This window comes from Moraxella sp. K23 (assembly GCF_041154765.1).
GTDB classification, from domain to species: domain Bacteria; phylum Pseudomonadota; class Gammaproteobacteria; order Pseudomonadales; family Moraxellaceae; genus Faucicola; species Faucicola tetraodonis.
In genome coordinates, this window is the sequence record NZ_AP031598.1 from 1 (window position 1) to 12486 (window position 12486).

The 12486-nt window shown below is 41.4% G+C and carries 8 protein-coding genes and 3 pseudogenes; 5 read left to right on the plus strand and 6 right to left on the minus strand.

Going from position 1 to position 12486, the window contains the following annotated elements; genetic code table 11:
- Positions 1–207: 207 nt before the first annotated feature.
- Entirely contained in the window at positions 208–2583 is a 2376-nt protein-coding gene (locus ACAM37_RS11585) for an FdhF/YdeP family oxidoreductase (protein WP_369626912.1), read from the minus strand.
- Positions 2584–2702: 119 nt separating this feature from the next.
- Between ACAM37_RS11585 and ACAM37_RS11590 the strand changes: the two are divergent.
- A pseudogene (locus ACAM37_RS11590) lies at positions 2703–3398 on the plus strand (IS5 family transposase); the annotation flags it as partial.
- A 47-nt stretch (positions 3399–3445) separates the two neighbouring features.
- Here ACAM37_RS11590 and ACAM37_RS11595 read toward each other — a convergent pair.
- Positions 3446–4755, minus strand: a pseudogene (locus ACAM37_RS11595) (IS3 family transposase).
- Positions 4756–4856: 101 nt separating this feature from the next.
- On the opposite strand from ACAM37_RS11595, the gene ACAM37_RS11600 reads away from it, so the two are divergent.
- Together ACAM37_RS11600 and ACAM37_RS11605 are read left to right on the plus strand one after the other, a co-directional pair.
- Entirely contained in the window at positions 4857–5165 is a 309-nt protein-coding gene (locus ACAM37_RS11600; protein WP_219333897.1) for a contact-dependent growth inhibition system immunity protein, read from the plus strand.
- Positions 5166–5397: 232 nt separating this feature from the next.
- Complete coding sequence (locus ACAM37_RS11605; protein WP_099808751.1) at positions 5398–5976, plus strand: deaminase domain-containing protein; 579 nt, start codon at positions 5398–5400, stop codon at positions 5974–5976.
- Between the two features lie 144 nt (positions 5977–6120).
- On the opposite strand, the gene ACAM37_RS11610 is transcribed toward ACAM37_RS11605, so the two are convergent.
- The 4 genes and pseudogenes from ACAM37_RS11610 to merR form a co-directional block, all read right to left on the minus strand.
- Positions 6121–7286, minus strand: a protein-coding gene (locus ACAM37_RS11610; protein WP_369626913.1) for an IS3 family transposase whose coding sequence is annotated in 2 segments (ribosomal slippage) — positions 6121–7013 and positions 7013–7286 — 1167 coding nt in all. Because the reading frame shifts where the segments join, the coding sequence is not laid out codon by codon here.
- Positions 7287–7368: 82 nt separating this feature from the next.
- Positions 7369–10212 (minus strand): annotated as a pseudogene (locus ACAM37_RS11615) (Tn3 family transposase); the annotation flags it as partial.
- 39 nt (positions 10213–10251) lie between these two features.
- On the minus strand, positions 10252–11214 hold the full coding sequence (locus tag ACAM37_RS11620; RefSeq protein WP_007116059.1) for a site-specific integrase: 963 nt from the start codon (positions 11212–11214) through the stop codon (positions 10252–10254).
- Positions 11215–11297: 83 nt separating this feature from the next.
- Positions 11298–11705 carry an Hg(II)-responsive transcriptional regulator gene (merR, locus tag ACAM37_RS11625; protein ID WP_007116058.1) on the minus strand — a complete coding sequence of 136 codons (408 nt, stop codon included), beginning with the start codon at positions 11703–11705 and terminating at the stop codon, positions 11298–11300.
- 71 nt (positions 11706–11776) lie between these two features.
- Here merR and merT point away from each other — a divergent pair, with 71 nt between their 5' ends.
- The gene (gene merT, locus ACAM37_RS11630; RefSeq protein ID WP_040403539.1) at positions 11777–12127 is read left to right on the plus strand and encodes a mercuric ion transporter MerT; all 351 of its coding nucleotides are present in this window, start codon (positions 11777–11779) and stop codon (positions 12125–12127) included.
- 13 nt (positions 12128–12140) lie between these two features.
- Positions 12141–12416, plus strand: a complete 276-nt coding sequence (gene merP / locus ACAM37_RS11635) for a mercury resistance system periplasmic binding protein MerP (protein WP_040403538.1) — start codon at positions 12141–12143, stop codon at positions 12414–12416.
- Positions 12417–12486: the final 70 nt, after the last annotated feature.

Sequence of the window (12486 nt, forward strand, 5' to 3'; positions counted from 1 at the left end):
TTAATATTTAAAGAAAATCTATAACATTTATTTATGGGTTTAATTTTCGACAGTAAGTTTATTACTCATCTTAAAAAACGCGTAAATATTCAATTTTTCAGCCTGTTTTTTCAATCATCACTTTTTTATTCAATGATACTTTTTTATTTAATGATACTTTTACATTTAACAATCATCCATAGGGTTTTTTAAGCAACCCTATGATCATTAAGCACATTTTCTCAGTCTAACCGACACGGTTTTAAAGGCAGGCATGCCTGATTTTTTATCAAAATCTGTCATCGCAATCAGTGGATTGGCTTCAGGGTAGTACATGGCTAGATTGCCTTTAGGGATATCATACAAAATGACTTGAAAGCCTGTGACTTTTCGCTCAATACCATCGCCGTATTCACTTTGGATAGTCACCTTATCACCTGCTTTTAAATCCAATCTATCAGCATCATCAGCATTCATAAAAATTACTTGCCGCGTGTCAAAAACGTTGCGATAGCGGTCATCCAACCCATAAATGGTGGTATTGAATTGGTCATGAGAACGGATACTGGTGAGTGTTAATAAATCATCGGGCTGAGCCGTCAATTTATCTGCATAAATCTCGGTTAACGGTGTAAAGAAAAAGGTGGCTTTACCAGATTGGGTCTGCCATTCATAACGGTTGGCAGGATGCGGTAGATGAAAGCCTTGTTTGGTATAGACTTTTTGGTTAAAGTTATCAAAGCCTTCAATGGCTTTAGCAATGTCATTACGAATTCGGTCGTAATCTTCTACATACCAAGCCCAACGAATCGGGCTATGCCTAAGTGTAGCCGCAGCGATACTTGCGATAATCTCAGTTTCAGCGCGCAATTTATGTGAAACAGGCTGACGCGCTCCTTGTGACAACACCACATTACACATGGAATCTTCAATACTAATGTATTGGTTATTGTCGCCTTGCTTATCAATTTCAGTTCGTCCTAAACAAGGTAAAATAATGGCTTCTTTACCATGAATCAAGTGGCTACGATTGAGCTTGGTCTGTATCTGTACCGTTAACTCACAGCCGCGAATACCCGCTTCTGTACGTGCTTTATCGGGGGTTGCCACTGCAAAATTGCCCGCTAGGCTCATAAATACTTTAACCTTGCCTTGTTGCATGGCTTCAAGGGTCTCTACAACGTTATAGCCATGCGCTCTAGGGGACTTAATGCCAAAAACTTTGTCGATTTGATCAAGTAGCTTATCTGAAGGCTTGTCCCATACACCCATGGTACGGTTACCTTGAACATTACTATGCCCACGAATCGGCGCAAGTCCCGTCCCTGTCTTGCCAATATGCCCCATAACCAAGGCTAAATTTGCCAACATATGCACATTGTCCGTACCATGACGATGCTGGGTGATGCCCATACACCATGTTAAAATAGGACGTTTACTCTCTCGATAAAGCTGGGCTAGTTGCTCAATTTGCTGCGCGTCTAACCCTGTAATATGATAAATGGTTTGCCAATCGGTCGCCCTTACCCCTGCAATCATTTCATCAAAGCCTACGGTCTGGGCTTGAATAAAGTCATGATCAAAAATAGTGGCTTTAACGTTATCCCGTGCCTCGCGATCCCAATTATCTAAATGCTTGAGTATGCCCGTCATTAACGCATAGTCTGAGCCAATGTTTAGCTGGAAAAAATAGTGACTAAGTGGCGTGCTACCATTTGTCAGCATTTGGCTTGGGCGTTTTGGATCTTGAAAACGCGTAAGTCCCCGCTCTTTAAGCGGATTAATCACAATGATTTTGCCACCACGCTCAGCGACATTTGCCAATGTTTCTAGCATACGTGGGTGATTGGTACCTGGATTATGCCCAAAACTCCACACGCTGTCACAATGCTCAAAGTCATCCATTACGATGGTTGCTTTACCTAAGCCGATACTATCTTTTAACCCCACACTGCTTGCTTCATGGCACATATTGGAGCAATCTGGCATATTGTTCGTGCCATAGCATTTGGTAAATAACTGATACAAAAACGACGCTTCATTACTGGCTCGACCAGAGGTATAAAAGACAGCTTCATTCGGGTCATCCAATCGATTGAGATGACTGGCAATCAACTGATAAGCAGCTTCCCATTCGATGGGTTCGTACTCATCAGTCGCCGCATTGTACTGCATAGGCTCAGTCAAGCGTCCTTGGTTTTCCAAGAAATAATCACTTTGCGCGAGCAGTTCAGTGACGGTATATTTGGCAAAAAAATCAGCCGTCACAGTTTTTTTGGTGGTTTCAAATGCCGTTGCTTTAGCCCCATTTTCACAAAAATTAATGGGCTTTTTTTTGCCGTTTGGAAATGCACAACTTGGGCACTTAGTGCCAAATGGCTGATTTAGGTCTAATAATGTGATTGGCGCACGGGTCAATGCCTGCTGCTTTCGCATATTACCTTGCACGGCTATCAACGCACCCCAACCCCCAGCTGGCCTAATAAGCGCATCAAGTTTATTATCGGTTTGGTTCAAATCGGTGGTATGAGTCAAACCATGAGGAAGATTGACATAGTCAAAAATTTGATTCGTCAACGTATGGAAGGGTTGCATTAATCGCATGGCGTTTTCCAAAATATTTGAGGAGAGATAAATTAGAAACCTTTGCACGAACAAATAAACAAAAGTTTGTAAAATTGATATAATAAAGTAAAATTAACCAGATAGCGAAAGATACCAATATAGCATGGAAACAAACAGGGCAACTCTCCCTAGCAGACAGTCTCATTAACGCTCACAAAGCCATCAAAGAATTAGATGAACTACATAACCTAATCAACTGGCAAACTATCGAGCAAACCTTACGCCACGTTCATAGCAGTGATCGTGGCGAAAGTGCCTTTCACCCTGTCATCATGTTTAAAATCTTACTACTACAAAAACTCTATAACCTATCCGACCCAGCCATGGAAAAACAACTGGCAAGAGATTTACTATTTCGTCGCTTTGTTGGTCTATCGCTTACCGATAACGTACCCGACCACAGCACCATCTGGCGATACCACAAACACTTAGGTGAACTTTGACTCATTGAACCCTTATTCAACCAAATCAATGAGCAACTAGCCGAGCAAAATATCATCATCAAAGCAGGCAGTGTTAGCATCATTGATGCCAGTATCGTTGAAGCCAAAAACAAACGAGCTAAAAAAGGCAAACATACCGACAATACCCAAGATAACGAAGCTGCATACGTCAGTAAAAAAGACAGCACAGGCAAAGTAAAAACCACCTACGGCTTTAAAATCCATCTTAATTGTGATGAAGACAGCTTTGTCAAAAAGATTCAAACTACCCCAGCCAATGTCCATGATTCACAATGTTTTACCACGCTTTTAACAGGTGATGAATCTGCCGTTTACGCCGACAGTGCGTATAATGACCCCTGCTGTCAACAACGGAATAAAACACTTGGTAGATTATGTCAGGCAGCCTGACGATAAAAGTCTTGGAAACCCCCGCAGGTGATTTAAATCCTAACCCTTTTTGTATTCTCTGACGGTTGTAAAACATCTCAATATATCGAACGACATCTTTAATGGCTTCATTCCGAGTTTCATAGACTTTGTGGTAAACCAGCTCGTTTTTTCTTGTGAAGCAGTGCTTCTCACCCAAGAAGCTCTCAATCGGAGTGTTATCATAGCATGAACGAGGAATAGCAAAGCACTGCTTTACCCGAGTGCAAGGCGAAGGCTATGCCTGAGTACCTTTTCGGCTCATAGAACTAGCCAAGGTATGTTTTTGAATGATTTGGCGGTATTGATGACTGCAATACTGACTTCCTCGATCAGAATGCACGATAAGCCCCCTAGCAGGTCGTTTATACTTAATCGCATTTTTTAGAGCCTTACAAACTAAATCAGCGGCCATACGTTTATTTAACGCATATCCCACAATTTCTTTGCTGTACAAGTCTTTGACTGCTGACAAGCACACCCAGCCTTCATTGGTCCAAATGTAGGTAATATCGCTGACCTGAGGAGCACTGCTCCGCAAGAATCTTTTCGATGTTAGGAGCTGCCACGTCAAACTGCTGTTCTAGCAGATTTGGATAAACAGGCTTATTATGATTTGAGTCAGTAGTCGTTTTAAATCGCTTGTGACGTTTGCAGTAAATACCATGTTCTTGCTTGATTTGCCGTACCATGTATAAGCTGATATTATGTCCTTGATTGGTTAAGTGCTGATTCAAGCGCTCATGACCATAGCTTTGCTTTGTATCTATGTGAGCGGATTTGACCAATAGTTCACAGCGATTGTGGTGCTGTTTTCGCTTGCTGATGCCTCGCTTTAACCAATCATAGTAGCCTGATAGGCTGACTTCAAATAACCTTGCCATGCGTTATATGCAGTATTTCAATCGATTCTCTTGCATAAAGGCGTACTTGGCTATTGGTACTCAAGCATAGCTCTCACTTTGCGTCGGGGCAAAGCAGTGCTTCGCTTATTCCTCCTCATTGGCAAAATACGCCGTTGCCTTTTTTAAGATTTCTCGTTCTTCTTGAGCGATCTTGAGTTGTTTTTTAAGGTCTTTGATTTCATCCAAGGCGGCTATAATTTCAGGGTTATAGTTTTGTGCGCCTGCAAGTACACCGCTTTCAGCCTTTCTGTGCCAGTTCGCTAATGTGTTCATCGGTATGCCGAGTTCTTTGGCGTTTTGGCTGATATTGTTTTGATTTTGGCAATGGCTTCGGCTTTAAAGGTGTCGCTGTATTCTACTCTTTTCTTACTCATGGTAAATTCCTGTTTAGGTTGTTAGTTTACCAAATATTTTCTTCCGTTTTTTTCAGCATACATCATATTGACCGCATATCCAGAACCTTAAGGAAATTTATATAAGCAACTATAAAACTTTTGATTATTTTGTAAATGCATATTTTCACCAAGACTGGAGAGAAGAAGCCAAAAATTCAGAAGCAATATTAGAATTATTTCTAACGAGTGAAGATATAGAAAATATTAGAAGTCTAAAAAAAGATGTTGAAAATATAATAGAGAATGAAGACATTAATCAATTTTTTACTAAGAATGTAAGATACTTTGATCCAAAATATGATTTGTTAGAAAATGGAATATGGCAAGGGGTAAGCAATGAGGCTTGGCTCAAATTTGTCGACAATAAATTGGATATATTTTTATCTTAAGCGGGGTCAGTACTTAATTCGTGTAAAATAGCATACTAAGGACTTTAGTCGAGTTTCTTAAGGTGGTTTATATTTGTCTAAAAAACGCTAGTTTTCTAGACAGTTCCATTTCCACAAAAAATCAGGGGCAAAAAGCCCCCATTTTTGTAAATTAACTTGTCTATTAAATAGTGTCTAACAAACCCACTCATCTAGCTTTAAAACAAAAACTTGGGTCAGCCGGTATCAATCAATGAATGATGCCCTTATTAACAATAATATTAGTAGAGATGATTCAAATTTCTTTTCAGAAACCTATACTAAATTAAGAGATAGAGCAGCTGAAATCAGAACCCATTCTCCTTACTTATATGAGAATGGTAAACTTCTAAGTAATGTTGCTACTGCTACAATTAGAATAGATGGTCAACTCCCACAAAATGTTCAATCAGTGTCCATGTATGGAAATCCAAATAACGGTCAAGTATTTCAAAATGGCTATAAGAATTTAAATAGAAGTCAATTAATTAGAGATGGCTATGTTGCATTAGATAATAGTCAACCAATTTTAAAACCTGTTAATAGTCCTACTTCTAATATAGAGAGAGCAAATGATACAGAATATAAAATTTTAGAGAATTTCGCTCAACAGCACAAAGATAATACGAATATTAGCGGTTCAATTGATATATTTACGGAGCGACCACCTTGTAAAAGTTGTAGCAATGTTATACAAAAACAATTTAGTCAAATATATCCTAATAGAGGGTCGGCTGGGATTCGCGTAAAATTCCGCAAAAACAAGTATAACCTATTGAATATTATCCTATAAAATGCGGATTTTATAATTCATTGGTGGGACTTTCTGATCTAAGTTCAGCGTGTAATCACCATAGCGATTAATGTGCTCTGTGCGATATGGTGCTAAACCTGCCAGTATCTCTTTAAGGTACTCCCCAATGTCTAGACCAAATAATCACAAAATTAAGATAGAATTGGGTTGATAAAGCACAGTATTAACCGAACTATTGTTATCTAAATAAACCTGTGCAGGGGTATGGTAATCAAGCGACTGATGCAATCGCTCATAGTTGTAAAACTCAAAATAGTCTTTCAAACCAACTCTGGCTTGACTGACCGTATCAAACTGGCGTAAATACACACATTCGTATTTCACTGATCGCCACAGTCTTTCTACAAAGATATTATCCAACGCCCTGCCGCGACCGTCCATGCTTACAGCAATGCCCGAATCAATGAGTGGCGTGGTAAATCTTGGACTGGTAAACTGCGAGCCTTGATCCGTATTAAAAATCTCACAGCGTAACCCATTGTGCAGTAGTTTACCCACCGTATCAATGCAGAAATCTGCCTCAAGCGTGGTAGATAGCGACCAACCTAAAACATAACGGCTGTACCAATCAATCACCGCCATCAAATACACAAACCCTTTAGACAGGCGAATGTATGTGATATCGGTACTCCACACTTGGTTACAGCGGGTGATGGGTACATTCCTAAGCAAATAGGGATAAACTTGATGCTCAGGATTGGGTTTACTGGTGTTAGGACGCTGGTAGATGGCATCGAGTCCCATTTGCCGTAATAGTCTGCGTACTCGCTTGTGATTGACATTATAGCCTAATTGTCTCACATATGCTGTCATGCGTTTAACCCCGTAAAATGGGGTTCTGGTATATTGCTCGTCAAGCAGGTTCATCAAGGTAACACCAAGCTCACTGATGGGCATTGGCTGATAGTACAGGCTTGAGCGGTTAATACCCAGTAGTTCACATTGCTTACGGGTACTGAAATCTTTATTGTCAGGCTCTAGCAGTTGTTTACGAGACTCTAAGTGAGCTGTGAGGACTTTTTTTTAAGCCAGTCTCGTTCACTAATGACTTGCCCCAGTTGCCGATGCAGTTCATCGATGATGGCTTGCTGGGCTTGTTCGTTGTCGTGCTGCTTGGTGCTAAAGGCACTGGGTATGACAGCCAAGGCTTGCTTTTTCCAGTTGCTGATTTGGGTTGCATGAACGCCATATTCTGCGGTCAGCTCATTGATTGTCTTGTGCTCTTTGATGGCTTCAATGGCAACTTTACTTTTAAATTCAGCATTATGACGTTTACGAACTTTTGTCATTAGATAGACCTCTTTTCTTAAGGGCTATTCTATCTTATTTGCTACGAATTTTTGGTCTAGTTTTCGGGGAGTATTATACTTCATTGATCGGAACGCCCTCTTCCTGCATTTTTTTCAATGCTCCCGTCATTGCTTCAACGTTATGTAAGATAGCTAAATTAGCAACCAACTGATTGTATTTAACAACTTTGCGTTGCTCATGGCGTACATTCTCGGCAATTACACCCTGATTACCAAAAAACAGCCATTTTATAAACTGATTAAATTCTTAACTTTTGTTGGTTGCAGCATTGATGGTTTTGCGCAACTCAACATCACCGATATATTTCAGTAAAAATTCAGTTCGCACCACTCTTCCCAGTTCGCGGAAGGCAAAATATAATTTATTTTTGCGGCTTGCTGTTCCAAGGCGACGCAATATGGTTGAAGGGGTAATTTTTCCAGCTTTGATTGATAAAGCAATTCTGAGCATATCTGGCAAATGAGTTTCTATGAGCTCCCAATTAACCGCTTCGCTAAACAATCCGTTGATATGTTCATATCGCACGCTACGATCAGGTTTGAAGAACACTAATTTTTTAAGATTACGAATCCGTGGCATTAAGTTTATACCCAGTAGATAAGCCAATCCAAATACAGGTGCGCTTTGTGCGTGTGTGTCGCCATGCAAGGTGTCTGGCTGAATATCGGATTCATTCTTAATCAAACCATCAAGAATGTAAATCGCCTCGTAAACACCGCATGGAATGAAGTGGCTGAATAACGCAATATACATATCTGAGACATGGTAGTAGCCTATACCACCGTATCCGCCATAGCGAATATGATACTCAGACAGCAGGTTTTGTTCATACATATTCCACTTTGTGCCATCAGCGGAAGCACTTTTCCCTGTGCCCCAGTATTTGGGTAACAAGAATTTATTGTACGCATTGATGACTTGAACAATCGCTTTTTCCAGACGCTCCTCAGTCATATGATGCAGGTTAAGCCAAGCAACTTGTTTTCGGCTAATTCCTTTAACTGAACGAGCGGTTTGAGTTGGGCCTAAATTACAGCCATAACAAAACAATGTTGTGACAAAGCGCTTACGGGGATCATCTATTTTTGCTTCAAATCCAGAGAGTGGGCCAAATTGTTCATGAAGATCCAACCAGCCTTCTGCTTCTACTAAAATATCGAGGATATTTTTCTCAGGTAATCGAGAAGCAAACTGTTTGTCTACATAATCAAGCGCAGCGGGCTTTGTATCAGAATGTTGTTTCCGCAAAATAAGTTCGGTACCATTTAGGTCAACATGCTCATTTTTTGGAAAACCTTGATCAACGCGCGATGCAGTATCAGACAGCCAAACTTTCAATCCCTCAACAAATTCTTTTGGTTCGGTTGAAATATTTAGCATTTCACCATATTCAGCGACTTGAGTTTGATACGTTTCCCAGTCTACTAATTGATCTCTGTAATCGCTATATTGATCACTATTTGACACATAAAGATCACCAGATTGCAATTCCCGCATTGTTTCGGTTAGCACACAGAGCTCAAAATACTTACGGTTTACTTCTACGACCGCACCAGATCGTTGGCCTGTCACTAATTTTCGCCATTTCTCTGGAATCCATTTGAGACTAATATCAGTTCCTGTAAGTGGCAGCCATAGTTTGTGACTTTGTCGATGAGCAAGGACAAAATGAATCGCATTAATTAACGATAAATCCGCAGACGTTGACTTCAGGTCAAGTAAACTCAAACAGTTGAGTAGAAATGGCCGCTGATTTTGATAGGGTACAACCATAAATGGTAGGTAGTTATTGCCAGCGTATGCCATGTGCTCTTCGCATTCAGCTAAGAGGAGTGCTGGCTCACTATGCATGGCCGCTGCAACACGTTGACCGCGTTCTTGATCCGATTCACCTTCTTGAAAAGCTTCTAATACATCCCGTAATTGTGAGACCAGTTTTTCTGCCCGTTTTTGATGTTCTAAATAATATTGCTGGAGTTTTTCTTCAGCACCAGAATGCAGTTTTCGTAACTTACGCACAAACATCTCAACCGCATCATCAAGCACTCGACTCAACTGTGTATGAAATAAAATCACCATCAGCGCATAACGTTTATTTTTCTGAGTATTCCTTAAATCACCAGCTTCCAGTGCCCGTGCTTCATGCATATATTGGTTACGTTTAACCACAGGAATATGAGTCACTTCGGGGAGGTCAACTGAATAAGTTTTCAACCAAGCAACATGGTCTAGATATTGTCGAACCTCACTATTCGTAGGCTTCTTTGGTTCTTGTTTTAATTGTTGCCAACCGCTGAATGTTTGGTCTGGTGCAACGATGAGCATCGTATCAAACTGGTCGATTATTTGTGGAGAAAGTGCATCCGTCAAACTTCGGAAATAGCGCTCATTGACTTGATTACGAATACGCTGGGCGCTTCGATTTAGTGTACTAAAGGCTGGAAGTTCAAAACGTTGTCGAATGAGCTCTTCAATAATAACATTGATGATATCTGCCAATTCTTGTTTGGTTTGCGCCGCTAAAGTCGCAGCTTGCTCTGTGGCGGCTGATGTTTCAGAGGAAATTGGTTTAATGTTTAAGTAAGATCGAATTGCCTCCATGGAACGTTGACGAAAATCGGACTTTTCTTCGGCTAGTAGATCACGCATAGGGATTATTCGTAAATCTAATTTTTTGTTCAGAAAGGCTATGATGACAGGCGGTATTTCAGCGAGCATTGGAAAGTATCCAAGTCGCTGTACAGTCTTGAGTAAGATGATTAAATATAACTTTGCTGGTGCCCTACGAGTAATTCCTTTTACAAATTTGAGTTCTTCGGCTGTTGGCGTGTAAATGTCATGTAGGTCACGTGAGGTCAATTCTTGTTTAAAGCGTGGATAAGCTGTTTCATGAATGCTGGTCACGCTTTATTTCCTCTTATCTGGGTAAGTTTTATACAAAGACTATAATTGAGTGACCAACTGCTCTGAAGGCGTCAACATTGACTCAATACGATGCTGCGCAAATGGATCGACACTTTCAAGATAACGCATTGCTGAATTTATATTTTTCCAACCTACATATTCCATTAGCATTTTTAAATCCCAACCATTGGAAGTTGCCCAGTTTGCAAAGCCACGACGTAATGAATGAGCACTATAAAGCATAGGCGAATCAATTTTTGCTTCTGTAAACAGTGAACGCAGTAATGGAATAAGGCTATCTTCGTGCAGGCGGTTTTGGCCGATATGTCCCCATTGGTTCACAGAGCGAAACACGGCACCGCTTGTTAAGCCACTGACTTCAATCCAGTCGGTATATGCTGTAACGGGGCATAATTGAGATAATGCAGGTGCTTTAAAACGAGTACCTTTAAGTTGGCGATCTCCTTTGGTTTGAGGAAAAAAACAGATCATCCCTTCATTTGGGACGATTTCAACATGTTCCACGTGCAACCGTGTCAGTTCATCACCACGGAAGCCACGCCAAAATCCAAGTAAGAGCATGGATTTATTGCGGGTATGTCGTAATACGTCGCCATGGCTATCCGTAAGTCTAGCCGATTCAATAGATTGATCAAGCCAATTTATAACCAGCCTTAATTGCTCAATTTGAAATGGTTTTGCTCGCTTTTCTTGTGCGGGATGAAGGGTTTGAATGCCGCGAAATACCTTGCGCACAATAGGGGCTTTTGTGGGATCAGGAAAGCCTTGATCAAGATGCCACTGCGCTAATGCAGCCAGCCGTTGCCTTAGTGTATTGATCGACAACAATCCCACATGATCAACTAAGTATCGTGCAACACCATCGGCAGTTGCAGGTAGAAAGCCACCCCATTCAGTTTCAAAGTGCCGAATAGCAGATTGATAACTGCGACGAGTATTATCACGTGTCGCGGCATGAACATATTGATCTAGTTTAGTCACGGATACTCACCTGATATTCTTATTAGCAATCGTTGAAGGTTTGCTAATTTATCGACTACTAAATTCTAGGATTGAAAGAGATATTACTCTCCATGGAGTGCTGCAATTAGCGGGCATGAAACGTTTTCCCCCTGTGCATGGCAGGCACATACAAGCTCAGACAGCACTGCTTCCATACGCGTTAGATCGGCCATTTTTTCACGGACGTCTTGGAGCTTGTGTTCGGCCAGATGACTAACTTCATCGCAGTGGGTACCATCGTCCAATCTGAGTAATTCAGCAATTTCATCCAGACTAAAGCCTAATCGTTGGGCTGATTTTACAAACCTCACTCGCGCCACATCAGCCTCACCATATCGACGAATACTGCCGTAAGGCTTATCTGGCTCAGGCAATAAGCCTTTGCGTTGGTAAAACCGAATGGTCTCCACATTGACCTTAGCTACCTTGGCAAAAGAGCCTATGGTTAAGTTCTCCAAAATATCTCGCATACCACTTGACTCCGTACATAACTACGGAGGTAATCTTACGCTATCCACTCAAGATTTGAAACGAGAAACTTATGTCTAAATCACCAAATGGACGCGGTGCTCTTTTCGCTGGCGGATTGGCAGCGATCCTTGCATCTACTTGTTGTTTAGGTCCACTGATTCTGGTCGCATTGGGATTCAGTGGTGCTTGGATCGGGAACTTAACCGCATTGGAACCGTACCGCCCGATTTTCATCGGCGTGGCACTGGTGGCGATGTTTTTCGCTTGGCGGCGAATTTTCCGACCAGTACAAGCCTGCAAGCCAGACGAAGTCTGCGCGATCCCACAGGTACGAACCACGTACAAGATCATTTTCTGGGGAGTATCTGTACTGGTACTGATCGCACTTGGTTTTCCTTATGTCGTACCATTTTTCTATTAGACTGGAGTTCATCATGAAAAAGTTGTTAGTTTCTATGGTTCTTGCAGCCGCTGTTTCCCCTGCATTGGCAACCACTCAAACCGTCACGCTCTCTGTGTCAGGTATGACCTGTGCAGCCTGCCCAATCACTGTAAAGAAGGCGCTCACCAAAGTCGATGGTGTCAGCAAAGTAGGCATCGTCTTCGAGAAACGCGAAGCCATCGTTAGCTACGATGATGCGAAGACCAATATCCAGAAGCTAACCAAGGCAACCGAGGACGCTGGCTATCCATCAACTGTCAAACAGTAGAAATCTCTGGAAAGGCAACAGCTTGGGGGCATAAACATGAAAGCATGGCTGATCTCGAAGAAAACCGATC